The 26056-nt window shown below is 32.2% G+C and carries 22 protein-coding genes; 12 read left to right on the forward strand and 10 right to left on the reverse strand.

The features are described from left to right. The first annotated feature begins 8 nt into the window (after positions 1–8). Positions 9–2372 carry a GumC family protein gene (locus V6246_RS02915; protein WP_341558881.1) on the forward strand — a complete coding sequence of 788 codons (2364 nt, stop codon included), beginning with the start codon at positions 9–11 and terminating at the stop codon, positions 2370–2372. Positions 2373–2467: 95 nt separating this feature from the next. On the opposite strand, the gene aroB is transcribed toward V6246_RS02915, so the two are convergent. Then, positions 2468–3535 (reverse strand): 3-dehydroquinate synthase, encoded by a 1068-nt coding sequence (aroB, locus tag V6246_RS02920; RefSeq protein ID WP_341558882.1) that lies wholly within the window; start codon positions 3533–3535, stop codon positions 2468–2470. A 92-nt stretch (positions 3536–3627) separates the two neighbouring features. On the opposite strand from aroB, the gene V6246_RS02925 reads away from it, so the two are divergent. Further along, complete coding sequence (locus V6246_RS02925; protein ID WP_341558883.1) at positions 3628–4803, forward strand: proline dehydrogenase family protein; 1176 nt, start codon at positions 3628–3630, stop codon at positions 4801–4803. Here V6246_RS02925 and V6246_RS02930 read toward each other — a convergent pair. The 4 genes from V6246_RS02930 to V6246_RS02945 all read right to left on the reverse strand — a co-directional run bounded on the left by V6246_RS02930 (position 4800) and on the right by V6246_RS02945 (position 8145). After that, on the reverse strand, positions 4800–5870 hold the full coding sequence (locus tag V6246_RS02930; RefSeq protein WP_341558884.1) for a polysaccharide biosynthesis protein: 1071 nt from the start codon (positions 5868–5870) through the stop codon (positions 4800–4802). The two genes, V6246_RS02925 and V6246_RS02930, sit on opposite strands and share 4 nt — an antisense overlap. 69 nt (positions 5871–5939) lie before the next feature. After that, positions 5940–6533: a sugar transferase gene (locus V6246_RS02935; RefSeq protein ID WP_341558885.1), complete on the reverse strand. Its 594-nt coding sequence runs from the start codon at positions 6531–6533 to the stop codon at positions 5940–5942. Continuing rightward, the gene (locus tag V6246_RS02940; protein ID WP_133965874.1) at positions 6533–6910 is read right to left on the reverse strand and encodes a DUF4258 domain-containing protein; all 378 of its coding nucleotides are present in this window, start codon (positions 6908–6910) and stop codon (positions 6533–6535) included. The genes V6246_RS02935 and V6246_RS02940 overlap by 1 nt, the downstream gene beginning before the upstream one ends. 35 nt (positions 6911–6945) lie before the next feature. Further along, positions 6946–8145 (reverse strand): alanine dehydrogenase, encoded by a 1200-nt coding sequence (locus V6246_RS02945; protein WP_159020251.1) that lies wholly within the window; start codon positions 8143–8145, stop codon positions 6946–6948. A gap of 181 nt (positions 8146–8326) precedes the next feature. On the opposite strand from V6246_RS02945, the gene V6246_RS02950 reads away from it, so the two are divergent. Beyond that, positions 8327–10744, forward strand: coding sequence for an outer membrane beta-barrel family protein (locus V6246_RS02950; RefSeq protein WP_341558886.1), 2418 nt, complete (start codon positions 8327–8329; stop codon positions 10742–10744). A 330-nt stretch (positions 10745–11074) separates the two neighbouring features. Here the strand turns inward: V6246_RS02950 and V6246_RS02955 are convergent, their stop codons facing one another. The 5 genes from V6246_RS02955 to porX form a co-directional block, all read right to left on the reverse strand. Continuing rightward, complete coding sequence (locus tag V6246_RS02955) at positions 11075–11587, reverse strand: hypothetical protein (protein WP_341558887.1); 513 nt, start codon at positions 11585–11587, stop codon at positions 11075–11077. After that, a complete protein-coding gene (locus V6246_RS02960; protein ID WP_162857623.1) occupies positions 11559–11702 on the reverse strand; it encodes a hypothetical protein in 144 nt (47 codons plus the stop codon). Before V6246_RS02960 ends, V6246_RS02955 begins: the two co-directional genes overlap by 29 nt. 198 nt (positions 11703–11900) lie before the next feature. After that, complete coding sequence (gene tsaE / locus V6246_RS02965) at positions 11901–12305, reverse strand: tRNA (adenosine(37)-N6)-threonylcarbamoyltransferase complex ATPase subunit type 1 TsaE (RefSeq protein WP_159020253.1); 405 nt, start codon at positions 12303–12305, stop codon at positions 11901–11903. Between the two features lie 331 nt (positions 12306–12636). Beyond that, positions 12637–12780 (reverse strand): hypothetical protein, encoded by a 144-nt coding sequence (locus V6246_RS02970; protein WP_162857622.1) that lies wholly within the window; start codon positions 12778–12780, stop codon positions 12637–12639. A gap of 446 nt (positions 12781–13226) precedes the next feature. Continuing rightward, complete coding sequence (gene porX, locus V6246_RS02975; protein WP_341558888.1) at positions 13227–14783, reverse strand: T9SS response regulator signal transducer PorX; 1557 nt, start codon at positions 14781–14783, stop codon at positions 13227–13229. A 131-nt stretch (positions 14784–14914) separates the two neighbouring features. Here porX and V6246_RS02980 point away from each other — a divergent pair, with 131 nt between their 5' ends. From V6246_RS02980 to fabG, 9 genes are all read left to right on the forward strand, one after another. Further along, complete coding sequence (locus V6246_RS02980; protein ID WP_341558889.1) at positions 14915–16135, forward strand: HD domain-containing protein; 1221 nt, start codon at positions 14915–14917, stop codon at positions 16133–16135. Between the two features lie 51 nt (positions 16136–16186). After that, on the forward strand, positions 16187–17212 hold the full coding sequence (lpxD, locus tag V6246_RS02985) for a UDP-3-O-(3-hydroxymyristoyl)glucosamine N-acyltransferase (protein WP_341558890.1): 1026 nt from the start codon (positions 16187–16189) through the stop codon (positions 17210–17212). Then, positions 17199–18605 carry a bifunctional UDP-3-O-[3-hydroxymyristoyl] N-acetylglucosamine deacetylase/3-hydroxyacyl-ACP dehydratase gene (locus tag V6246_RS02990; protein ID WP_341558891.1) on the forward strand — a complete coding sequence of 469 codons (1407 nt, stop codon included), beginning with the start codon at positions 17199–17201 and terminating at the stop codon, positions 18603–18605. Before lpxD ends, V6246_RS02990 begins: the two co-directional genes overlap by 14 nt. 59 nt (positions 18606–18664) lie before the next feature. After that, entirely contained in the window at positions 18665–19450 is a 786-nt protein-coding gene (gene lpxA, locus V6246_RS02995; RefSeq protein ID WP_074935972.1) for an acyl-ACP--UDP-N-acetylglucosamine O-acyltransferase, read from the forward strand. A gap of 61 nt (positions 19451–19511) precedes the next feature. After that, entirely contained in the window at positions 19512–20078 is a 567-nt protein-coding gene (gene efp, locus V6246_RS03000; RefSeq protein WP_341558892.1) for an elongation factor P, read from the forward strand. A gap of 33 nt (positions 20079–20111) precedes the next feature. Next, on the forward strand, positions 20112–21044 hold the full coding sequence (locus V6246_RS03005; RefSeq protein ID WP_341558893.1) for a UDP-3-O-(3-hydroxymyristoyl)glucosamine N-acyltransferase: 933 nt from the start codon (positions 20112–20114) through the stop codon (positions 21042–21044). A gap of 86 nt (positions 21045–21130) precedes the next feature. After that, positions 21131–22006: a succinate--CoA ligase subunit alpha gene (gene sucD, locus V6246_RS03010; RefSeq protein WP_159020259.1), complete on the forward strand. Its 876-nt coding sequence runs from the start codon at positions 21131–21133 to the stop codon at positions 22004–22006. 108 nt (positions 22007–22114) lie between these two features. Further along, complete coding sequence (locus V6246_RS03015; protein ID WP_341558894.1) at positions 22115–25084, forward strand: M16 family metallopeptidase; 2970 nt, start codon at positions 22115–22117, stop codon at positions 25082–25084. A gap of 215 nt (positions 25085–25299) precedes the next feature. After that, complete coding sequence (gene fabG / locus V6246_RS03020; RefSeq protein ID WP_159020261.1) at positions 25300–26046, forward strand: 3-oxoacyl-[acyl-carrier-protein] reductase; 747 nt, start codon at positions 25300–25302, stop codon at positions 26044–26046. The last annotated feature ends 10 nt before the right edge of the window (positions 26047–26056 follow it).

The raw sequence follows: 26056 nt of genomic DNA on the forward strand, positions 1-26056 counted from the left end.
TTACAGACATGGATAACACCTTTTCTTCATCAAAAATTGATCAAAAATTTAATTTAAAAAAAACAATAGGACTTTACACTAAGCATTGGTTTTGGTTTGTTCTAAGTGTTTTAATATTCATTTCATTAACTTATCTATATCTAAGATATACTATTCCTCAGTATCAAGCTTCGTCAGAAGTTTTAATTATTGAGGATAGTGATGAAGGTACTAATGATATTTTCAATGAGCTATCTCTGTCTTCGGGAGCCGAGGATGCTTCTATGGAAGATGAGATTTTAGTTTTCAAATCAAGAAAAGTACTTAAAAATGTTGTTGAGGATTTAAATTTGAATCTTCAATATTTCACACAAGGTGTTGTTTTAGAAAATGAGATTTATAACAGAACACCTTTTGAAGTGAATTTAATGTTTTCAGATTCTTTAACTACCGATGTCAATTTTAATTGTTTCGTGAATGTGATTTCTGACACGTCTTTTGAGTATCGTGTTTATGAAGATGATGAACCATCAACTAAAGAATTTGGTGCTCCAATAGAAACTTATTTTGGAAATGTGGTAATTTTGCCTGATGCAGATGAAACTAAAACGTATTTGAATCGTGATATTCGTGTACAAATAGGTCGTGTTGCTGATGTTGTTGAGGATTTAAGAGGAAAGATAAGTGTTACAGGTGGACAAGAAGGTTCTCGTATTTTGACATTATCATTAGTCGACCCTATAGAGCAAAAGGCTAAAGATATTTTAAATACTCTAATAGAAGAGTATGATGCCCATACTTCGGAAATAAAAAACAGAAAATCGGAAGGAACATCAAGACTTATTGATGATCGTATTTCTCGAGTGTTTTCAGATTTAGAAAACGTAGATGCTAGTATTGCTCGATTTAAAATAGGAAATAAAGTTACGGATGTTGGCTCTCAAGCAGGACAATATATGACTCAAAGTTTTCAAAACGAGCAACAAATTGAAAACATTAGAACGCAATTAAAATTATTAAACTATACTAAAGATCGTTTATCAAGTAGTTCGGGTTCATTCCAAGCTGTACCGTCAAATTTAGGTGACGGAAGTATTAGTGCATTATCAGGGCAATATAACGCCTTATTGAGTCAAAGAGAAAATAAGTTAAAAAGTGCTGGAGCGAAAAACTCGATTGTACAACAGTTAGATCAATCTATATCTAACGTTAAGAACAATTTATCTCAAAATATTAATGCGACAACGCGAACTTTAAATATTCAATTAAATAGTTTACAGAACCAGTATCAAAAGGTAAACTCAAAGATTAGCTCTGTTCCTGGACAGGAGAACAAGTTAAAGTCTATTGAGCGTAGTCAAGGTATTAAGGAATCTATTTACTTATATCTTCTACAGAAAAAAGAAGAAGCTATTATATCTCAAACCGTAACATCATCTAATGTAAAGGTTATTGATCCTGCTTATTCTTATGGACAAGTTTCACCTAAAGGTTCAATTTTATATATGGGAGCCTTATTTTTAGGGTTTTTAATTCCTTTTGGATTTATTTATGCTAAAGATTTATTGGATACTAAAATCCATAATAGAGAAGACTTACACAAAGAAATAGATAACATGTCTATACTTGGCGAAGTGCCGAGAATAGCTAAAAGTGATAAGCATTTAGTAGAGCGTAATGACCGTTCTATTTTATCAGAGTCTTTTAGAATTATTAGAACAAACTTTGATTTTGTTAGTCGTGGTAGAAATGTAGAGAAATACAACAATGTTATATTTGTAACATCTACAATTAATGGTGAAGGAAAATCGTTTTTTAGTATGAATATGGCTTTAACCTTAGCTAGTACTAATAAAAAAGTTTTATTAATTGGTGCTGATATTAGAAATCCACAAATTTTCTCTGCGATTAGATCTGTTGAAGATAAAGTAACAGCGCAAGCAGGGCTAACTGATTATATCGCTGATAAATCAATTAATTTAAATAGTATCATTAGTGAACATACAGTTAACGATATAAAGGTTGATATTTTATTCTCAGGAAAAATCCCTCCAAATCCTGCAGAATTATTAATGAGTGATCGTCTTGAAGAATTGTTTGATACTGTTGCTGCCGATTATGATTACGTTATGGTAGATACAGCGCCATCAATGCTTGTAACGGATACGTTGTTAATTAGTAAATATGCTGGACATACATTCTACGTAACTAGAGCAGGCTATACTGAAAAAGAGATCTTAAACTTTACTAAAGAGATTCATGCTGATAACAAATTGAACGGTATGATGCTTGTTGTAAATGATGTTGATCAATCTAACTTCGGTTACGGAGCGAGATATGGTTACTACGGTGCGCCAGAGAAAAAAGGATGGTTCAGCAGAAAAAAAGCTTAAATATATAATCAATTAATCCATTGATTTAAATTAAAAAACGCGTTAAAGTAATTACTTTAACGCGTTTTTTTTATGATGTAAATTTTACTAATAAATTAGCTAGCATAAAACTCAAAAGCATCTAATATAACGCTATCGTCAACTAAGCAGTCTATTTTAGTAACACCAACATCTTCTAGTAAAACAAAGTTAATGTTACCGTGGTGGTTTTTCTTGTCGTATTTAAGTAATTCGATGATGGCAGGAAGTTCACTTTTTTCAATAGTGATTTTGCCATAGTAACTTAAGAATAGGTCTTTAATTTTTAAAGTTTTCTCTTTAGGGAAATTTGTAAGTTCTGTTGATATATAGCAAGCTAATATCATTCCAACAATTACAGCTTCTCCATGTAGTAAAGTTGTTTTATTCGGATTACTTAAAAAATAAGATTCTATAGCGTGGCCAAGTGTATGTCCAAAGTTTAATGTTTTTCTTAAACCGTTTTCGAAAGGATCTTCTTCAACAACATTTTTCTTAATAATTACCGATTCGTAAATTAACCCATCTAAATCATCTAATGATAGTTTAGATAAATCTTCAAACTTACTCCAATAACTATCTCCTGTAATTAAACCATGTTTAAGCATTTCTGCTAGTCCAGAACGCATTTGGTTTACTTCTAAGGTATTTAAATAATTAGTATCTATCAATACTAAATTAGGATTACTAATAACACCTACTTGGTTTTTTAAATGACCTAGATCTACACCGGTTTTTCCTCCAACAGAAGCATCTACCATAGAAAGTAGAGTAGTTGGTACATTTATATAAGCAATACCGCGTTTAAAGGTACAGGCTACAAAACCTCCTAAATCTGTAATTACGCCACCACCAATATTAATTAGTAAACTTTTGCGGTCGGCATCCAATTCTGATAACGTATTCCACACACCAACGCACGTGTCAATAGTTTTATTTATCTCTCCAGATTCTATTTCCATAATTTCAATTACAGCAGTTGTTTCCATTTTTTCCAAGAAAAGAGGCAAACAATGTTGATGTGTATTCTCATCTACTAAGATGAAAATTTTAGAGAAATTATTATCTTTAAGATGTTTGTTTAGTGAAGAATAACAAGTGTTATTAAAATGTATTGTACAGTTTTTTGTGCTAATAGAATCCATAAAATATTTAAACTTTTTAAGAATGTGAAATTAAGGAGATTTTATATAAAATGATAACTTAGCAATAATTATATTTGCAAAAAAAACAGCAAATGAATACGAATTTGATATTTAATAACACCGAAATCGCATTTTCCTTGAAAAGCGACTCCGAATTAGAAAGAGCTTACTTCTTGTTTAAGATGATTTCTATAGAACCTTTAGTGCGTATTGGAACTGTAGCAACCAATTTTGCTTTAAAGGCGCATTTGCCTATTGAAGGATTAATTCGTTCTACAGTGTTTGATCATTTTTGTGGAGGCGTTAGTGAAGACGACTGCCTTGTTCCGATTAATAATATGTTCCAAAAGGGAGTGAGCTCTGTTTTAGATTATTCTGTTGAAGGAAAAGAAAATGAAACGGAATTTGAGGGTGCTAAGGATAAGTTGTTGAAAATTATTGAATTTGCTAAAAATCTAGATGCTATCCCTATTGCTGTATTTAAACCATCTGCATTCGGACGTTTTTTTTTATATGAAAAATTATCAAAAGGAGATACTTTATCAGAAAAGGAACAAGAAGAGTGGGATAGAGTTATTGCGCGTTTTGATAGTGTTTGTGCTAAGGCTAAAGCTTATGATGTTGCTGTTTTAATTGATGCCGAAGAAAGTTGGATTCAAGATGCTGCCGATGACTTAGTAAGAGCATTAATGGTGAAATACAACACAGAAAAGCCTATTGTTTATAATACGTTGCAAATGTATCGCCATGACCGCATGTTGTTTTTAGAAGCAGAACATGCAAAAGCTAAAGCAGGAAATTATTATTTAGGTTTTAAATTGGTTCGTGGCGCTTACATGGAAAAAGAAAATGATAGAGCAGAAGATAAAGGCTATTTGTCACCAATATGTGTGAGTAAAGCAGCTACAGACCAAAACTTCAATACAGCAGTTAACTACATGCTAGAAAACCTAGATGATATGTCGGTCTTTGCTGGTACACATAATGAAGATAGTTCTTATTTGCTAATGGATTTAATGGAGAAGAAAGGTATTGCTAATAAGGATGCTCGTGTTTGGTTCGGTCAATTATATGGTATGAGTGATCATATTAGTTTTAATCTTGCAAATGAAGGTTATAATGTGGCTAAATACATGCCATTCGGACCTGTGAAAGATGTGATGCCTTATTTAATTCGTCGTGCTGAGGAAAACACCTCTGTAGCCGGACAAACGGGACGTGAACTAGCTCTATTATCTAAAGAGAAAAAGCGAAGGAAATCGATTTAATTTTTAAAGTAACTATCTAAAATGGCTTTTACTTCTTTATTAGGGGTAAAGGCTTTAATTTCTGAAATACGCTTTAAGTAGTTAAAAGGAAATGTGTTTTGTGTTTTTTTTTGCACTATTAAAATATCTTTATGTTCTGAAGGCATTAGTATTTCATTTTCAGAAACTAAATCTTCATGAAGTTTTTCTCCTGGGCGTAATGTCGAGAATTTTAAGTCTACTTGTTTTTTATTGCAAAATAAAGTAAGACGTTCTACTAAGTCTATAATTTTTATAGAATTACCCATATTAAAAGTTAACAAAGTATTCTCTTGATACTTATTTTGAGATATTTTCAATATGAGTTCACAAGCTTTTTCTTTATTAATAAAATATCTAGAAATAGCCTTATGCGTTATAATAACAGGCTCTCCTATTTCAATACGCTTTTTAAATAGCGGTACTACAGATCCGTTTGAACCAAATATATTCCCGAATCGCGTGGTAATAAATATGGTAGATTTAGAAGTTGATAATGAAAGTAGATAATCTTCAGCAATACGCTTAGAAATTCCCATTATACTTATTGCGTTTACAGCTTTATCTGTAGATATGTAGATGAATTTTTTAACGCCATAAATAACAGATAAATCGGCAAGTATTTGAGTTGCTAAAATATTCACTTTTATAGACTCAAAAGGATTTAATTCCATTAACGGTACATGCTTATAAGCTGCCGCATGAAAAATAACAGTAGGCTTAAAAGTAAAAAAAAGATGTTCTAAGCTTTCTTTTTGAGTAATATTTAAAATTAAGAAATTAACGTTTGTTCTGTTTTCAAATTCTGGTTCGTTAATTAAATCGTGTAATGGAGACTCAGCAATATCAATTAAAATAAGTTTTTTAAATGGGTATTGGCTTATTTGTCTAGCAAGCTCGCTTCCTATAGAACCAGCAGCACCAGTAATTAGAATGGTTTCATTTGAAAAATTGAAATCTAAAATAGTTCTAGAAGGCTTTTCTATTTCAGGAAATAAACCTGATGTTTTTAGTAAGTGATCAATCTGATTTTGAGTTGCTGTATCCATTAAATTTTATCTGCTGTTATGCAAATTAGTGATAATAATTTCGAAGAACAAAACTTGTTAAAAAAGGAATTACTTCGCTATTACTTTTATAATAGTGAGTCCAATTAATTTTAAATCAAAAAAGAAGTTACGGTTTTTGATATATTCTTTATTGAATTTGAGCTTATCAGGAATTATCGTTTTTATAAATAATTCTTCAGGATTATCGGCTGCCTTTAATAACTCTACTTCATTTCTATATTTTAAAGAGGCTAAACCTGTAATACCGGGACGTACCTGAAAAATTTTCATATCATCTTCAGAATAAAAATTAACATAATATCTAAGTTCAGGTCTAGGGCCAACAAAACTCATGTCGCCTTTTAGAATATTAATAAGTTGAGGAAATTCGTCTATTTTATACCGTCTTAAAAAATAACCAACTTTAGTAACGCGAGAATCGTGGTTACCTAAAGTTAATAAGCCTTTTTGTTGCGATTGTATCTTCATGGTTCTAAACTTGAAAATATTAAAATCACAATTGTTTTTACCAACACGACCTTGAACAAAAAAAACAGGTCCTCTTGAATCTATTTTTATAATAATTGCTAAAAGAAGTAGAAGAGGCAATAGAAATATTAAGCCAAACAAAGAAAAAACAACATCGAAAGTTCGTTTTATCATTAAGGCTGTTCTATTTTTAAATCGGTAATAGTTGCAATACTATCGCAGTTTTCAACGGTTAGAATAACATCTTTTTCGTTGAATTCACCTTCTACCATATAAACACCACAAGGTTTGGTTCTAGGGTCACTATCAGAAAAATTGATGTCTCCTTTCTTTAGAATACGTCTAATTTCGGTAGAATCAATAACATTATCATCAATATAACTAAAAACTAAAGAGTTGAATACAATGGTTTTGGAGTTGATATTCTTTAAAACTCGAGCATCTGGGCCATAGCTACATGATGTTTTTTTTCCGTTTAAAAAGAACGCTAAAATAATTAAGCCAATAGAAAATCCGCCAAGATAATAGCCAATACGCTGAATAAGTTTCATTTAAAATAATTTGATAATAATTTAAGGAAAGTAGGCTAAAATATAAGCAAATTAATATCGCTGTATTCTAATCCAAACCATTCTCCCACAGATTTACTCGTTAAAATCCCGTGGTAAAAATACAACCCATTTTTTAAACCGCGATCAAAACGTAGCGAATTTTCTAAACCACCATCTTCAGCAATTTTTAGTAAATATGGCGTAAAAATATTACTAATAGAAACAGACGCTGTTCTAGAATATCTTGCAGGAATATTAGGGACGCAATAATGAACAACGTTATGTTTTACAAAGGTAGGATGTTTGTGTGATGTAACTTCACTAGTTTCAAAACAGCCACCCATATCGATACTTACATCAATAATAATAGCTCCTTTTTTCATGTGTTGCACCATACTTTCGGAAACCACAATAGGCGCTCTATTAGTACCGCGAACTGCACCAATAACAACATCACAGCGTTTTAAAGCTTTAGTTAAGTTTTTAGGCTGAATGGTTGATGTATATATTGGGCGCCCCAAATGCGTTTGAATACGTCGTAATTTAGTTAACGAATTGTCAAATACTTTTACATTGGCACCTAAACCTATGGCGCTTCTGCTGGCAAATTCGCCTACGGTTCCTGCTCCTAAAATAACAACCTCTAAAGGCGGAACACCACTAATATTACCAAACATGAGTCCGTTGCCTGTGTTTGCGTCAGAAAGTAATTCTGCTGCGATAAGTACAGAAGCTGTTCCCGCAATTTCACTCAATGATTTTACGGCAGGGTAGGCATTATCAGAATCTCTAATAAACTCAAAAGCTAAGGCGGTAATACGTTTTGCAGCTAAAGTTTCAAAATATTTTTTATGCTGTGTTTTTAGCTGTAAAGCAGAAATAATAATGGTTTGCGGATTGATAAGTTTAATTTGTTCTAAACTTGGTGGCTCCACTTTTAAGATCATCGGGCATGCAAAAACTTTCTCGGTGTCTTTTGTTATTTCAGCTCCAGCTTCACTGTAATCTTTATCACTAAAATTAGCGCCTTCTCCTGCACCAGACTCTAGTAAAACACGATGTCCGTTGCAGACTAAAGCGTAAACAGCATCTGGCGTTAAACACACGCGCTTTTCTTTGTAAGCGGTCTCTTTTGGGATTCCTATAAATAATTCTCCTTTTTTCTTAAATATTTCTAGAGTTTCCTCTTGAGGTAAAAGTTGTTGCTTTGTAAAAGGTGAAAGTGTTTTATTCATATTTTTTAGTAAAAAAAAACAAATTACAAATAAATTTTGTAATTCAATTCATCAAAATATAGAATTAAAACGAAGAAATATAAACCTTCGTAGAAATGTAAGAATTTTGATTAATTATGGTAAGGGCATACCGCAAAATGTATTCGTTTTTTTATTTTAAGTTTGCATTAAGTTTACATGTATGATGCGAAAAATTGTTACTTTATTTATATATTTGTTTTCAATCCTAGGGCTTGCTCAAGGCCTGGAAATAAAGGGAAAAGTTGTTGATACAAAAAATAATCCGGTTGCTTTTGCTAACATAGTTGTTTCTGATGGAATAAATACTTCAGATTATAAAGGTACTATTTCTAATGAAACTGGTGATTTTAAAATTGGGAATTTAGAGAGTAAAAAGTATACTCTAAATATTAGTTTTTTAGGATATAAAACACAAACTATTGAAATTCAGCTTGATAAAAACACTTCTCTTGCTGATATTATTTTAGAAGATGAAGAACAGCAATTAGAAGGTGTACTTATCGTTGCTAAAAAACCAACTGTAAAACGTTTGGTGGATCGTTTAGTTTTTAGTGTTGAAAATTCTACATTATCTAATAATAACATGCTCGATGTTTTAAAACATACGCCAGGAGTTATGGTAAATAACGATGGTATTTCTGTAAAACATACTAGCCCCACTATTTATATTAACGACAGAAAGGTTCATTTATCTACTACAGAGGTTATACAGCTTTTGGAGAGTATGCCTGCTAATAATATTAAATCTATAGAGGTAATAACTTCGCCACCAGCTAAATATGAGGCAGAAGGAGGAGCTGTGCTTAATTTTGTTACAAGTAAAAATTTGGTTTCGGGATATAATGGAAGTGTTTTTGGTAATTTTAAACAGGGGTTTGAATTTCCAAAATACTCGGTTGGAACAAGTCATTTTTTTAAGGGTGAAAAAATAAACGCTTACGTTAATTATAATGTAAGTCCGAGAAAAGATTTTAGAAATACCGATGAGTTTATTAATTTTATAGATAACGGTGAAACGACTTCTAGTTGGGAAACGGACTACAATAGAACTCGAAAATCATCAAATCAAAATATAAATAGTAATATAGACTATACTATTAACGATAAGAATACCTTGAGTTTTTCGGCTAATTTAATGTTTCTACCTAAATCGGGAACCGAGACCGATATCAATTCGTTAACCAAGGTATATGGAGCCACAGGCGTTTTAGATTCTACGTTTAATACCATGAACGCTGCGGTAGACAAAACAACTAATGCTGCATTTACATTGGATTATATCCATAAATTAAACCAAGACGGTGAGCAATTATCATTTAGTGCACATCATACTAATTTTAATTTTGATAGTGATCAAGATGTAAATACCGAATATTTATTTCCCGATCAATCTTTAATTAGAAACAATGAGTTTCAATCGCTTTCTAATCAAGACATCAAGCTTTATACTGGGCAGGTAGATTATGAGTTACCTATTGGTGAAACTGCTTTTATAGAAGCAGGAGGGAAGGCTTCTTTTATTAATTCTGAGAGTGTTATTAATCGATTTTTGATTGATAGCGGAATTCGAGAGCAAGATTTAGCAAATTCTGATACTTTTCTATATGATGAAACTAACTTGGCTATATATGGTAGTTACAGTAAAGATTGGGATAATTGGAGTTTAAAAGCTGGGTTAAGAACAGAATACACAAATATTGAAGGAAACTCTTTATCTGAAAATCAAATTAATAAATCTGATTACATTAAGTTTTTCCCGACATTTCATATTATGAATGTTTTAAATGAAAATAACGAAATTTATTTCACTTATAATAAAAGTATCTATAGACCAAGGTATAGCCAGTTAAATCCCTTTAAATTCTTTTTAAGTGATAACTCATACAATACTGGAGATCCAAATTTGAAACCGCAAATTGACGATAGTTTTACTTTAGGTTATACTTTAAATTCTAAATATACTTTTGAACTTTATTATAGAAACGAGAATGATCCTTCAATACAAATTACGTTTCAAGACAATGATTCTAAATTGTTAAAAAATATTGATACCAATATAGATAGAAGTATATCTTATGGATTGGATTTTACAACATTTACCCCTGTGATGTCTAACTGGGATGTTTATGCATATTCGTCATTGTTTTATTATGAAAATAGATTTGCAGCTTTAGAAAGCAATAACCAATTATATACTACCGATAAATGGTCTGTGTATTTACAAATGGTAAATTATTTTTCTTTTTTAAAGGATAAAACATTAACTGCAGATGTAGTTTTAACTTATATTTCGCCATTAGTGGATGGGCCTAGTGAAGTTAGTAATAGAACGGGACTAGATATAAGTTTTCGTAAAACGTTTTGGAATAATAGAGCGTCTTTAACTATGGGCGTAACCGATATTTTTAACACTCAAAATTTCACACAAACCACAAAGTATTTAAATCAAGATATATTATTAAATTCTAGAATTGAAAACAGAATGTTTACCCTTGGTTTTAATTATAAGTTTGGTAATTTCAGGTTGCAAACAAATAAGAAAGATATAGAGTCTATTGAACGTGATAGACTAAATTAATTAGGCTATGCTTCATTTGATGATTGCTATGTTTGTATTACCTCTTTAAGCTGGCTTAAAACTTATTACTGAAGGATTACTCAGTATAAAAACTCTATTTTAAAGCTCCTACTGAATATTTAGACAACTTCCTTTACCTGGGTTGAGATTTATTTTTTGAACACGTTAAAAGCTTTGTATAAAAAAAGAATCCGCAAAACCAATTTGGCTTTGCGGATTCTTTTTTATATGATCTTCATGTATTTTTAAATACTATTTCCTGATAACACTAGGAAATCTTTCATAAAGCTTCAATAAGAGAAATATTATCAACAGAGTAGTTAGTCGCTATTAGAAATATTCTTTTACTTTATGCCAAAAACTTGTTGGCGACACTTTAAATTCGTCCTCTAAATCTTGTAGGGACTTGTTTGCGTTATTTACCTTATTAAATATTTGTGCTCTTATTAGGTAAATGGAGGGAATGATTATAACCATAATCGGAATCAAATACACGAGTTGGTTTGAATCCACATAATTTAAATCATCATTTATTGTTGTGAATATTTGATAAATATACATCGAAATTGGCACTAACAACGTGTGGTACCACCAGTGGCGACAAGTAAAAAACCAAATAAACAGTAAAAATAGGGGCATTGCTTTTCCCATTATGGTCCAAGCGACAGTAAGCATACTTCCGTAATATCTACTATCATATCTGAACAAAAAAGTATCCCAAGTTGGTGTATTTGGGACACTTTCGTATAGGTAAAATAAATAGGGGCTAGTTGCAATTAATGTTGCGACTATACTTCCTATTATCAAACTTTGTTTATCCGTGCGTTGGAACTCTGATTGCACTTCTTTGAATTTTTGCAGTTTGCTGTTCATCTTGATTAATTGTGTTAGCTGCATAAGCTGTCAACAACATTCCTCCGAAAATCGCAACTGCGATTAAGTAATTTTTTGCTTTCATTCTGTAGGGGGTTTTAATATTTATATTTCAAATCTAAATAAAGACCGAGTTGTAAAACCTACTGAAACGTTAAAATTATGTTAAAAACATTGTTTTTGAAAATTCTCACTGAGGGTTTCCCGTAAAACACTATTTTTTTAGGAACTTTTTTGGTTGTTATAGCGTATTACTGGCTATAGTTGTTAGGGTTGTTATTGTTTATTCTGCTACTAATTGTCGTTTATTTTCCGATTGAATTGATAACTTTATAACACATTCATCACCCGATAAAATTGGTTCTATAATATCAGGCCATTCAATAATTATCCAATTATCAGAATCCAAATAATCTTCTATACCAAAATTATAGGCTTCTTCTAAATCATTAATTCTATACAAATCAAAATGAAAAATTTTTTCTTCATTCAATTTATATTCGTTTACAATAGAAAATGTTGGGCTGCTAACATCGTCTTTACTACCCAAAGCTTTTACAAGTGCTTTTATTAATGTTGTTTTACCAACACCCATATCGCCGTAAAATAATAGGGTTCTTCCAGATGCATAACTAATAAGTTGGCTTGCAACCTGATCAACCTCGTCTATTGTATAATTTATATTCAATTCGAAAATTTTAACTTAACAATATTAAGGAATATAATTTAAAAACACCAAAAAATATGTTAAACTTATTAGTGTTTATGGCTGTTCGCACATTTTTATTGATAAAACGGAGAGTGATGGTTTATTATTCTAATCAGTGTAGTGCTGGCATGCAGATATGTATTTATGAAATGTCTTACAGAATAGTTAGCTGTTAAGTTTATTAAATAAAAAGCTGCTTTTCCGTTTTAATTTTTGAGCATAAAAAAAAGTGTTCAAGATGTTTTACCATCTGGAACACTTTTACAGAATATTAATTGTAAAATTATAGCAAAACTATAATTAAAAAATTTTATCCGTGCGTCGGTACGCGAATCGCACTTCTTTGAATTTTAGCGGTTTGCTGCTCATCTTGTTCAATTGAATTCGCTGCATAAGCTGTAAATAACATTCCTCCGAAAATCGCCGCTGCGATTAAATAATTCTTTGTTTTCATTCTATAGGGATTTAAATAATTATATTCCAAATCTAAAGAAAGAGAGAGATGTAAACGGGTTGCAAATGTTAAAATTATGTTAAAAACGTGTTTTTTTTAAAAATTCACTACGGGTTTCCCGTAAAAAAGCACTTAACAGCTGATTTTTCTTATAAATATGGGTTTGCTAGCGATTCTCATTGAGTTTCTGGTTTTCGCTGTCAATTTAGATTTAAGTGTTTTTTAGTGTAAATCACTCTTTTGAGTTTGTTTAAAGTCTTGATAATTTGATGTGTAAGTCATCAAATGTTAGTTTTTTATATAACAAAAAGCCATTTTAGATTTTTAATTAAAAATCTAAAATGGCTATGTATTTATAGGTTTCTCTCTATTGTGTAAGGGAAGTGTTTGTTCTTGCTTTTCTAATCATTAAATAATTCAGAAATTAGAATTTATTTTACACACTTTTACTTCTTTGGATTAAATACTACAAAAGGAATAATCATCTCTTCTAATGATACACCACCATGCTGATATGTATTTCTAAAATAACTTACGTAATGATTATAATTATTTGGATAAGCAAAAAACATATCGGTTTTCGCGAAAATAAACGAGCTACTCATGTTAATAGATGGTAAATGGATTTCTTTAGGATCTTTAGCTACAAACACATCTTTGTTTTCATAAGTTAAACTTCGTCCTGTTTTATAACGTAGGTTTAAGCTAGTATCGCGATCTCCAATAACCTTAGATGGGTTTTTCACGTTTATAGTACCATGATCGGTAGTTAAAATAAGTTTAAAGCCCATTTGTTGCGCTTGCTGAATCATTTCCAGTAATGGTGAGTTTTTAAACCAACTATGCGTTAAAGAGCGATAAGCTTTATCATTAGAGGCTAATTCTTTCACAACTTCCATTTCTGTTTTAGAGTGCGAAAGCATATCAACAAAATTATAAACCACTACAGTTAAATCATTCTTTTTTAAACTTTTAAAGTTATCAACTAACTTTTTTCCAGATTTTAAGTTGGTTATTTTGTAATATTCATGCTCTAAATTACCAAGTCCTAAGCGTTTTAATTGTGTTTCTAAAAACTCGGCTTCAAATAAGTTTTTACCACCTTCATCTGTATCATTTTTCCAATATTGAGGAAAAAGCTTTTCCATATCGCTTGGCATTAAGCCAGAAAAAATAGCATTTCGTGCGTATTGCGTAGCAGTAGGCAAGATGCTAAAGAAGGCTTCTTCCTTTTCTTTTTTATAGTAGTTGTTAATTATTGGCTCAAAAACTTTCCATTGATCGTAACGTAAATTATCGATTACAACCAATAAAGTTGGTTGCTCTTTACTGATTTCTGGAGCAATTTTTTCTTTAAACAATGTATGCGACATAATTGGCGCATCGGTATTAGGCTCAAACCAATCGGCATAATTTTTATCTATAAATTTACCAAAGTGCGAATTAGCTTCGTTTTTTTGAGATTCCAAAATTTCGAACATGCCAACATCTTCAATATCTTCTAACTGAATTTCCCAATACACCAGTTTTTGATAAAGCGCAACCCATTCTTCAAAACTGTTTACCATGGATAGATCCATAGCAATTTTTCTAAATTCTTGCTGATAATTAGATGTTGTTTTTTCTGAAACTAACCTAGAGTGGTCTAAATTCTTTTTTAAACTCAATAGAATTTGATTCGGGTTTACTGGTTTTATAAGGTAATCGGCAATTTTGTTACCAATAGCTTCTTCCATAATGTATTCTTCCTCACTTTTAGTAATCATTACCACCGGAAGGTTATCGCGTTTCTCTTTAATTTCGTGTAATGTTTCCAAGCCGCTTAAACCCGGCATGTTTTCATCTAAAAATACAATATCAAAGTTTTCATCATCCAAAATATCAATAGCTTCCGAGCCACTATTACATTTAGTAACCTGGTAGTTTTTCTTTTCTAAAAATAAAATATGTGGTTTTAGTAAATCAATTTCATCATCTACCCAAAGTATTTTTATTGTATTCATTTGTATGTTTTTGTAAAGGTTTATAAAGTGTAAAATATTAAGATATCATTGATATTTACAAGCGCTAAAATTTTAGTTAGGCTCATATCATATACCTATATTTGTAAATAATAATTGTAAAAACTTAAAGTTTGAACAAACTAAAGATATTAAACGACCCAATTTACGGATTTATTACTATTCCAAATTCGCTAATATTCGATTTAATTCAACATAAATACTTTCAGCGCCTACGCAGAATTACGCAAATGGGTTTATCATATATGGTATATCCGGGCGCCCATCACACAAGATTTCATCATGCCATTGGTTGCGTACATTTAATGCAACAAGCTGTTAATGTACTTCGTTTTAAAGGGGTTAGCGTTTCTGACGATGAGGAAAACGCACTCTACATAGCTATTTTATTGCACGATATTGGGCATGGTCCGTTCTCGCATGCCATGGAGCATAGCATTGTAAATAACGTGTCTCATGAGGAAATTTCAATGCTTTTTATGGAGCGTTTAAATGAAGAATTTAACGGAAGTTTAACGCTGGCTATCGAAATATTCAAGGGTAATTATCACCGTGAGTTCTTGTATCAGCTTATTTCTGGTCAGTTTGATATGGATCGCGCCGATTATTTAAAACGTGATAGTTTTTATACCGGTGTAGCCGAAGGGAATATAAATAGTGAACGTTTAATTACCATGTTAAATGCCGTAGATGATAAACTTGTAGTTGAAGAAAAAGGAATCTATAGCGTTGAAAAATTTATAATTGCACGCCGTTTAATGTACTGGCAAGTGTATTTGCATAAAACGGGTATTGTAGCCGAGCAACTTTTAATACGTGTTTTAAAACGCGCCAAAGAGTTAACATTAAAAGGTGTAGAGTTAGAAGCGAGCAAACCACTACAATATTTTCTAAAAAATGAAATTTCTATTGATGATTTTAATGATGAAGTATTAAGCGTGTTTTCTCAATTAGATGATTACGATATCATTTCTGCAATGAAGGCTTGGCAATTTAATGACGATTTTGTTTTAAGAAATATTTGCGAAATGATTATTAATAGGAATCTTTTAAAAATTAAGTTAAAGAATAAACCTATTAAGAAAGCAACCCTAGAAAAACAGATTAAAATATTTGTTAATCAACACCAGATAAGTAGAGAAGAGGCTGACTACTTTGTGTTTACAGGAAGTATTTCTAACCAAGCATATCAGTTAGAGACGCAAGGAATTAACATCTTGCATAAGTCTGGTAAAATAGAAGATATTGTAAAAGCATCCGATCAGCTTAATTTAAAAGCGCTATCAAAACCGGTTACCAAATATTATATATGTTACCCTAAGGTTAAAGTTTAACACATTTTTCCTATTTTTGCCAAAAATCAAACAAAACAATAAATCTTTAGTGTGAAGTTTACTGCACAACAAATAGCGGGTATTTTAGAGGGAGAAGTTGTCGGTAACCCGGAAGCTGAAGTCTCTAAACTATCAAAAATAGAAGAAGGGTTTGAAGGTTCTTTAACCTTTTTAGCCAATCCTAAATACACCGCACATATATATAAAACACAAGCGTCTATTACTATTGTAAATAAAACGTTTGAACCAGATAACGATTTAAAAACTACGCTTATAAAGGTAGATGATGCTTATATGGCATTCTCTAAAATACTCGAATATTACAATTCTGTAAAACTTAATAAAGTAGGCGTAGAGCAACCATCCTTTATCTCAGAGTCTGCTAAGTATGGCGAGAACCTATACATAGGAGCTTTTAGTTATATTGCCGATAATGTGGTGATTGGAAATAATGTAAAAATTTTCCCAAACAGTTACATAGGTGATAATGTAACATTGGGTGACAATACTATTATTTTTTCAGGAGCTAAAATATATTCAGAAAGCATCATAGGTAAAAACTGTGTAATTAATTCTGGGGCTATTATTGGTGCCGACGGATTTGGTTTTGCTCCAAATGAAAATGGTGGATATAACAAGGTTCCACAAATAGGAAATGTAATTCTAGAAGATTTTGTTGATGTTGGCGCAGGTACAACTATTGATAGAGCAACACTAGGCTCAACCATAGTAAGAGAAGGTGTTAAATTGGATAATCAAATTCAAATTGCACATAATGTTGAAATTGGTAAAAACACTGTGATTGCTGCACAAACCGGTATTGCTGGCTCAACACATATTGGCGAACATTGCCAAATTGGCGGTCAAGTTGGTATTGCAGGTCATATTACCATTGGAAATAACGTTAAAATACAGGCGCAGTCTGGTATTGCTAGACATGTAAAAGATAATGAAATTCTCCAAGGCTCACCAGCTTTGGCTATTAGCGATTATAATAAGTCGTATGTTCACTTTAAAAATCTTCCTAAGATTGTTAAAAATATAAATGATTTAGAAAAAATAAATGGGAATAGTTAACACTGAGATCAAACAAAAAACCATTCTAAAAGATGTTACTTTAACAGGAGTTGGTTTACACACAGGTAAAAATGTAACCTTAACTTTTAAACCAGCCGCAGCTAATACTGGGTTGTGTTTTAAACGTGTAGATTTAGAAGGCGCACCTGTAATAGAGGCCGATGCCAACTATGTAACCAGCACACAACGTGGTACGTGTTTAGAGAAAAATGGAGTATCTATTCAAACATCAGAGCATGTTTTAGCAGCTCTTGTTGGTTTAGATGTCGATAATGCTTTAATTGAATTAAATGCAGCCGAGCCTCCAATTATGGATGGGTCGTCTAAGTTTTTTGTGGAAGCTATTGAAAAAGCTGAAATTGTAGAGCTAGATGCTTTTAGAGAAGAGTATGAGGTAACAGATATTATTTCATATATCGATGAAGAGTCTGGTAGCGAGATTTTAGTAATGCCTGCTAAAGAATATCAAATTACTACTATGGTAGATTTTGGTACTAAGGTTTTAGGAACTCAAAACGCAACCTTAAATCAAATTTCAGATTTTAAAGAAGATATTTCTAATTCAAGAACATTTAGTTTTCTTCATGAAATAGAAATGCTTTTAGAGCATGGCTTAATAAAAGGTGGCGATTTAAACAATGCTATTGTTTATGTTGATAAAGCCTTATCTCCAGAAACTATGGAGAAGTTAAGAATAGCCTTCAAAAAAGATAATATTGCCGTTAAACCAAACGGTATTTTAGATAATTTAACACTGCATCACCCAAATGAAGCGGCTCGCCATAAACTGTTAGATGTTTTAGGTGATTTAGCTTTAGTTGGTACTCGCATTCGCGGAAAAGTGATTGCTAACAAACCTGGGCATTATATTAATACTCAGTTCGCGAAAAAATTATCGAAGCTTATTAAAATTGAACGTAGAAACAATGTTCCTAAAATAGATTTGAATCAAACACCTTTAATGGATGTGAATCAAATTATGGATATGTTACCTCACCGTCAGCCATTCTTATTAATCGATAAGGTTTTTGAATTGTCTGATAGTCATGTAATCGCTCAAAAAAATGTTACCATGAACGAAGAGTTCTTTAAAGGTCATTTTCCTGGCGCTCCAGTTATGCCAGGTGTTTTAATAGTAGAGGCTATGGCACAAACGGGCGGTATTTTAGTTTTAAATACAGTTCCAGATCCAGAAAATTATCTAACATTTTTCATGAAAATGGATAAGGTTAAGTTTAAACAAAAGGTTGTTCCTGGCGATACATTAATTTTCAAATGTTCGTTAATTACGCCAATACGTCGTGGTATTTGCCATATGCAAGGTTATGCTTACTCAAACGGTAAACTTTGTGCAGAAGCAGAATTAATGGCTCAAATATCAAAAGTAAAATAAGTAGGTAAAGGCGGGTAATTCCTGTTTTAACTTATTAAGATTAAACTAAAAACTTACAAATGAATCAACCATTGGCATATGTGCATCCAGGTGCAAAAATTGCAAAAAACGTGGTCATAGAGCCTTTTACAACCATACATAACAATGTTATCATTGGCGAAGGCACATGGATAGGTAGTAACGTAACCATTATGGAAGGTGCACGTATTGGAAAGAATTGTAATATTTTTCCAGGATCTGTAATTTCTGCAGTTCCTCAAGATTTAAAATATAACGATGAAGATACCACTGTTGAAATTGGAGACAATGTCACTATTCGTGAGTGTGTTACCATAAACAGAGGTACTACCGATAGAATGAAAACAGTTATTGGTAATAATTGTTTAATTATGGCTTATTGCCACGTTGCCCACGATTGTATTGTTGGAAATAACTGTATTTTTTCTAACAACAGTACGCTTGCTGGCCATATCACTATTGGTGATTATGTGGTTTTAGCAGGTATGACGGCTGTTCATCAATTTGTATCTATTGGCAATCATGCCTTTGTAACTGGCGGATCGTTAGTTAGAAAAGATGTTCCTCCTTTTGTAAAAGCAGCAAGAGAGCCACTTTCTTATGTGGGTATTAATTCAGTAGGATTAAGACGAAGAGGTTACATCACAGAAAAAATTAGAGAAATTCAAGATATCTATAGAATTTTATATCAGAAGAACTATAACAACACGCAAGCTGCCGAAATTATTGAAGCAGAAATGGAAGCCACTCCAGAGCGTGATGAGATTCTTCAGTTTATCAAAAATTCTCATAGAGGTATCATGAAGGGATACTTCAAAGCAAATTAAATCGATTATTTAATCTTTCAAAAAAGAGATTAAAACAAATATTAAATTTCAAAATTAAATTATGGTAACTACAAGTGATATTAGAAATGGTTTATGCCTTAGATACAATAATGATATATATAAAATTATAGAATTTTTACATGTAAAACCAGGAAAAGGTCCAGCATTTGTAAGAACTAAAATGAAAAGTGTAACCACCGGAAAGGTTTTAGATAACACATTTTCTGCAGGTCATAAATTAGAAGATGTTCGTGTTGAAACTCATAAATTTCAATATTTATATAATGATGGTGAATTTTACCATTTTATGAATGAAGCAGATTATACTCAAATTCGTTTATTAGAAGCGGCTTTAGATAATCCAGGTTTAATGAAAGAAGGCGAAGTTGTAACCGTATTAATTAATACTGAAGATAACTCACCACTTTCTGTAGATTTACCAGCAAGTGTTGTTTTAGAAATTACAGCAACGGAACCTGGCGTTAAAGGTAATACAGCAACTAATGCTACAAAACCTGCAACCGTAGAAACTGGAGCAACTGTAAATGTACCTTTATTTATTAATGAAGGTGATAAAATTAAAGTTGAAACAGCAAAAGGAACTTACAAAGAGCGTGTAAAAGAGTAAAGCAATTCTTTAGTATTCAGTTTATCTAAACCTATGAAATTTCCAAAACAACACACTTTAAAACAAATTGCAGACCTTATTGGTTGTGATTTTGTTGGGGATTTAAATTTTCCTGTTCTAGGCATGAATGAAATTCATGTTGTAGAAGCAGGTGATATTGTTTTTGTAGATCATCCAAAATATTATGATAAAGCCTTAAACTCTGCGGCAACTATTATTTTAATTAATAAGAAGGTAGATTGTCCAGAAGGGAAAGCGTTATTAGTAAGTGATGATCCGTTTAGAGACTTCAATACTTTAACCAATCACTTTAAGCCTTTTCAGTCTGCTAACAGTGCTATTTCAGCGTCAGCTAAAATTGGAGAAAACACAGTAATTCAACCAAATTGTTTTATTGGGCATAATGTTGAAATAGGCAAAAACTGCTTAATTCATGCCAATGTTAGTATATATGATGATACCGTAATTGGTGATTATGTTACCATTCATTCAGGAACGGTTTTAGGTGCAAATGCATTCTATTATAAAAAACGTCCTGATGGTTATGATAGATTAAAATCTGGCGGACGTGTGGTTATTGAAGACCATGTTGATATTGGAGCTGCATGTACTATAGATAGAGGTGTAACAGCCGATACACGTATTGGTTACGGATCTAAATTAGATAATCAAATTCAAATTGGGCACGATACCGTTTTAGGTAAAAAATGCCTTATCGCATCGCAAGCAGGTATTGCTGGTTGTGTGGTTGTTGAAGATGAAGTTGTAATTTGGGGACAAGCGGGCGTTAAAAGTGGAATTACGATTGCAAAAGGCACCGAGCTTTTCGCGCAATCGGGCTTAGGACATTCAACCGATGCAAACAAAGCATACTTTGGTTCACCTGCAGGTGAAGCTAGAGAAAAATTTAAGGAATTAGCCTATATTAGAAAGATTCCTGAAATATTAAAATCAATAAAAAAATAACAAAAAGTAATTCGGTTTTTACTTTAAAAATAGAATTCAAAAAATTACTTTTGTTAAGTAAATAAAATAACGATAAAAAATCTTCTATGAGCGTTTTAGTAAACAAAGATTCAAAAATAATAGTTCAAGGTTTTACAGGTAGTGAAGGTACTTTTCACGCCAGCCAAATGATTGAATACGGAACCAACGTTGTTGGTGGTGTTACACCAGGAAAAGGTGGTCAAACACATTTAGATAGACCTGTTTTCAATACTGTATTAGAGGCAGTAGAGCAAGTAGGAGCAGATACTACCATTATTTTCGTACCGCCAGCTTTTGCTGCCGATGCAATTATGGAAGCTGCCGATGCTGGAATAAAAGTTATTATTACAATCACTGAAGGTATTCCTGTTGCTGATATGATTACAGCATCTAGTTACATAAAAGGTAAAGATTGTCGTTTAATCGGCCCTAACTGTCCAGGTGTTATTACGCCAGGTGAAGCTAAAGTAGGTATTATGCCAGGTTTCGTTTTCAAAAAAGGTACTGTTGGTATTGTTTCTAAATCAGGAACTTTAACTTATGAAGCTGCTGACCAAGTTGTAAAACAAGGTTTAGGTATCACTACAGCTATCGGTATTGGTGGAGATCCAATTATTGGAACATCTACTAAAGAAGCTGTTGAATTATTAATCAACGATCCAGAAACTGAAGCTGTTGTAATGATAGGTGAAATTGGAGGTCAATTAGAAGCTGATGCTGCTAACTGGTATAAAGCTAGTGGAAGTAAAAAACCAGTTGTTGGTTTTATCGCTGGTGAAACTGCACCTGCAGGTCGTACTATGGGACACGCTGGAGCAATTGTTGGTGGTAGTGATGATACTGCACAAGCAAAAAAGACTATTATGAGAGCATGTGGAATTCACGTTGTAGATTCTCCTGCTGAAATTGGAAAGAAAATTGCAGAAGTTTTAGGTAAATAATTACTTACTTAAACTCAAATATAATTCATTTGAAAAATCGTTAACTTTATTTAAGTTAACGATTTTTTTATGCTTAATTTTAAGGACACAATCTAAAAACTTCAATCTATGACTCAAATTAAAACACTTTTTGTGTTGGCAATTTTAGCGACATGCTTTAGTTGTAAAACAGATCAAAACTCAGAAGTTGCCGCTGCTACAACAGCGCATACCGATGCTAATGGGTTTTCTTATGAAATTACCGAAAACGACCCAACCGGTTTAAGGCTTTACACCTTAGAAAATGGTTTAAAAGTTTATTTAAGTAAAAATACCGATGAACCTAAAATCCAGACTTATATTGCTGTTCGTGCGGGTTCTAATTACGATCCTAAGCAATCTACAGGTTTGGCTCATTACCTGGAACACATGGTGTTTAAAGGCACAGATAAAATCGGCACGCTCGATTGGGAAAAAGAAAAAGTGTATTTAGATTCTATTTCTAATTTATATGAAGCACACCGTGCAGAAAGCGATCTTGATAAAAAGGAAGAGTTATACAGAAAAATAGACGAAGTTTCTTTGGAAGCATCTAACTATAGCGTAGCTAACGAGTATGATAAAATGATTAGTTCTTTAGGCGCTACAGGGACCAATGCACATACTTGGTTTGAAGAAACTGTTTATAAAAATAAAATTCCCGCCAATGAATTGGATAAATGGTTAACTGTAGAAAGTGAACGTTTTAGCATGTTGGTATTACGCTTGTTTCATACAGAGTTAGAAGCTGTTTTTGAAGAATTCAATAGAACACAAGATAGTGATTTCAGAAAAGGATATTATGCCATGTTAAAAGGCTTATTCCCTAATCATCCTTATGGTCAGCAAACTACAATTGGTAATGCCGAGCATTTAAAAAACCCATCTTTAGTAGATATTCATAATTACTTCAACACGTATTATGTGCCTAATAATATGGCTATGGTTTTAGTTGGCGATTTAGATTTTGATGCTACCATAACAAAAGTTAATAAATCTTTTGGTGCATTTAAAAATAAAGAAGTTACACATCCTGTTTTACCAAAAGAAGATGCACTTACATCTCCGGTAACTAAAGAAGTTTTTGGTCCAACAGCTGAAAATGTATCTATAGCGTTTAGAGCTCAAGGTATTGGTAGCGAAGATCAAAAATTTGTAACCTTAGCAGATATGATTCTAGCTAACGGAAATGCTGGTTTAATAGATTTAAATTTAAACCAGAAGCAAGTTGTGCAAAATGCTGGTTGTTCTCCAACGTTTTTAAATGATTATGGTTATCATCAATTTACAGGAACTCCAAAAGAAGGACAATCTCTAGATGATGTTAAAGCACTTTTATTAGAACAAATTGAAAAACTAAAGAAAGGTGAGTTTGAAGATTGGATGATTGATGCTGTGGTAAACGACTTAAAACTAAGTCAAACCAAACAATATGAAAACAGTACGGCTTTAGCTTCGGCATATTACAACGCTTTTATTCATCATGAAGAATGGGCTAGCAAAGTAAAATTTCTAAACGATTTAAAAAAGGTAACCAAGCAAGAATTGGTAGATTTTGCTAATAAATTTTACCAAAACAATTATGTGGTAACCTATAAGCGCCAAGGTGAAGATTCTAATATTGTTAAGGTTCAAAACCCTGGTATCACGCCGGTTCATTTAAATAGAGATAAAAGTTCTGAGTTTTTAACCGCTTTCAATAGTATAGAGTCTGAGGATTTAAAACCAAAGTTTATAGATTATAAAACGGCTATTAAAACTACCGAAACTAATAACGGTATCGAGGTATCTTACATTGAAAATGAATTGAATGATTTATTCGATTTAAATATTATTTTCGATATGGGTGGCGATAACGATAAAAAACTACAACTTGCTGCTAATTATATGGATTACTTGGGTACAGCTAAGTATAGCAACGAGGAGTTAAAAAAGGAGTTTTACAAGCTTGGTGTAAGTTATTATGTTTTTGCTGGAGATGATAAAACTTATGTTGGACTTAATGGCTTAAAAGAAAATTTACCAAAAGGTTTAGAGCTTTTAGAAAATCTATGGAATAATGCTGTTCCAGATCAGGATGCCTATAAAAAATATGTAGAATCTATAATAAAAGGTCGTCAAGATAATAAAGGTCAAAAAGGTAGTATTCTTTGGAACGGTTTAATGAGTTATGGTAAATATGGCGAAAAATCTCGTTTAAGAAATATTTACAAAACCGATGAATTAAATGCTATCGATCCTAAAGAATTGGTTGATATTGTTAAGGATATGAAAAACTACAAACAACGTGTTTTTTATTATGGAAAAGATATTGATGCTGCTGTAGCGGCTCTAAATACAAGTCATACCATTCCTGAAGATCTAAAACAATACCCTGAAGCTTTAGTTTATGAAGAACAAGAAACAGGAGGGAATGTTTATTTTGTAGATTTTGATATGGTACAGTCGGAAATGTTATTCTTAGCAAAAGGAGAGCCATTTAAAGCTGAAAACATTGCGGCTTCAACGTTGTTCAATACTTATTTTGGTAGCGGGTTATCGTCTATTGTATTTCAAGAAATACGCGAATCTAAATCTTTAGCATACTCAGCTTTTTCTAGTTACCAAATGGCTGATGAAAAAGAAAATGCGAATTACGTTATGGCATATATGGGCACACAGGCCAACAAAATGCCACAAGCCGTAAGTGCTATGATGGACTTAATGACCGATATGCCTGAAGCTGAGAAACAGTTTAATGCCGCTAAAGAAGCTACTCTTAAGAAAATAGCAGCACAGCGTATTACTAAATCTAATATTTTCTGGAATTATGAAAGTTTGAAAAAGCGCGGTATTGAAAATGATAATCGAGAAGCGATGTACAATACCATAAAAGATATGACTATTGAAGATTTACGCGACTTTTTTAATAGTAATATAAAAGGGGAAAACTATAATGTAATGGTTATAGGGAATAAAAAAGACATCGATTTTAAAGCTTTAAAAGAGCTTGGTAAAGTTCAAGAAATGGATGTGGATTTTCTATTTAATTATGAAAAGACAGAAAAATTAAAAATGTAAACAAATAGCCGATAAGTTTTTTAACCTATCGGCTTTTTTTATGTGCAGTTATAATAGGAATTCTTATATTTGATTTTGGTTAAAGGTTAGCAATAATCATTAATAGAATTAGAAATCAACTAAAAATTTATAATCCATTTTAGAAGTAAATACATGGTTAAAACCTAATTATTTAAAGACGCTCGAATGGGAAATAAAAAATAATAAGTAAATACATGAAATTATTAGAAGGAAAAACGGCCATAATTACTGGTGCAAGTAGAGGTATTGGGAAAGGTATAGCTGAAGTTTTTGCGCAACATGGTGCAAATGTAGCGTTTACATACAGTTCGTCTGTAGAAGCGGCTAATGCGTTAGAAAAAGATTTAAATGCACTTGGTGTTAAAGCTAAAGGTTACCAAAGTAATGCTGCAAATTTTGACGATGCTCAAAAATTAGCGGCAGATGTAGCTGCTGAGTTTGGAAGTATTGATATTCTTGTAAACAATGCAGGTATCACTAAAGATAATTTATTAATGCGTATTAGCGAAGACGATTTTGACACTGTAATTGAGGTGAACTTAAAATCGGTTTTCAACATGACGAAAGCGGTGCAACGTACCATGTTAAAACAACGTAAAGGCTCTATTATTAACATGAGTTCTGTTGTTGGAGTTAAAGGTAACGCTGGGCAGACCAATTATGCGGCATCAAAAGCTGGTATTATTGGTTTTTCTAAATCTGTAGCTTTAGAGTTAGGTTCAAGAAACATTAGAAGCAACGTAGTTGCTCCAGGTTTTATTGAAACTGAAATGACTGCTAAGTTAGATGAAGAAGTGGTGAAAGGATGGCGTGCAGGTATTCCATTAAAACGTGGTGGAACTCCAGAAGATATCGCAAATGTTTGTGTGTTTTTAGCTAGTGATATGTCGGCTTATGTAACGGGACAAACCTTGAATGTTGATGGCGGAATGCTAACTTAGAATTATTTTC

Source organism: Algibacter sp. TI.3.09, from assembly GCF_038154905.1.
Lineage (GTDB): Bacteria > Bacteroidota > Bacteroidia > Flavobacteriales > Flavobacteriaceae > Algibacter.

Coding starts and splice junctions, on each gene's coding strand:
- V6246_RS02915 (WP_341558881.1), top strand. CDS start 9: ATGGATAACACCTTTTCTTCATCAAAAATTGATCAAAAATTTAATTTA.
- aroB (WP_341558882.1), bottom strand. CDS start 3,535: ATGGATTCTATTAGCACAAAAAACTGTACAATACATTTTAATAACACT.
- V6246_RS02925 (WP_341558883.1), top strand. CDS start 3,628: ATGAATACGAATTTGATATTTAATAACACCGAAATCGCATTTTCCTTG.
- V6246_RS02930 (WP_341558884.1), bottom strand. CDS start 5,870: ATGGATACAGCAACTCAAAATCAGATTGATCACTTACTAAAAACATCA.
- V6246_RS02935 (WP_341558885.1), bottom strand. CDS start 6,533: ATGATAAAACGAACTTTCGATGTTGTTTTTTCTTTGTTTGGCTTAATA.
- V6246_RS02940 (WP_133965874.1), bottom strand. CDS start 6,910: ATGAAACTTATTCAGCGTATTGGCTATTATCTTGGCGGATTTTCTATT.
- V6246_RS02945 (WP_159020251.1), bottom strand. CDS start 8,145: ATGAATAAAACACTTTCACCTTTTACAAAGCAACAACTTTTACCTCAA.
- V6246_RS02950 (WP_341558886.1), top strand. CDS start 8,327: ATGATGCGAAAAATTGTTACTTTATTTATATATTTGTTTTCAATCCTA.
- V6246_RS02960 (WP_162857623.1), bottom strand. CDS start 11,702: ATGAAAGCAAAAAATTACTTAATCGCAGTTGCGATTTTCGGAGGAATG.
- V6246_RS02970 (WP_162857622.1), bottom strand. CDS start 12,780: ATGAAAACAAAGAATTATTTAATCGCAGCGGCGATTTTCGGAGGAATG.
- porX (WP_341558888.1), bottom strand. CDS start 14,783: ATGAATACAATAAAAATACTTTGGGTAGATGATGAAATTGATTTACTA.
- V6246_RS02990 (WP_341558891.1), top strand. CDS start 17,199: ATGGGAATAGTTAACACTGAGATCAAACAAAAAACCATTCTAAAAGAT.
- lpxA (WP_074935972.1), top strand. CDS start 18,665: ATGAATCAACCATTGGCATATGTGCATCCAGGTGCAAAAATTGCAAAA.
- efp (WP_341558892.1), top strand. CDS start 19,512: ATGGTAACTACAAGTGATATTAGAAATGGTTTATGCCTTAGATACAAT.
- V6246_RS03005 (WP_341558893.1), top strand. CDS start 20,112: ATGAAATTTCCAAAACAACACACTTTAAAACAAATTGCAGACCTTATT.
- sucD (WP_159020259.1), top strand. CDS start 21,131: ATGAGCGTTTTAGTAAACAAAGATTCAAAAATAATAGTTCAAGGTTTT.
- V6246_RS03015 (WP_341558894.1), top strand. CDS start 22,115: ATGACTCAAATTAAAACACTTTTTGTGTTGGCAATTTTAGCGACATGC.
- fabG (WP_159020261.1), top strand. CDS start 25,300: ATGAAATTATTAGAAGGAAAAACGGCCATAATTACTGGTGCAAGTAGA.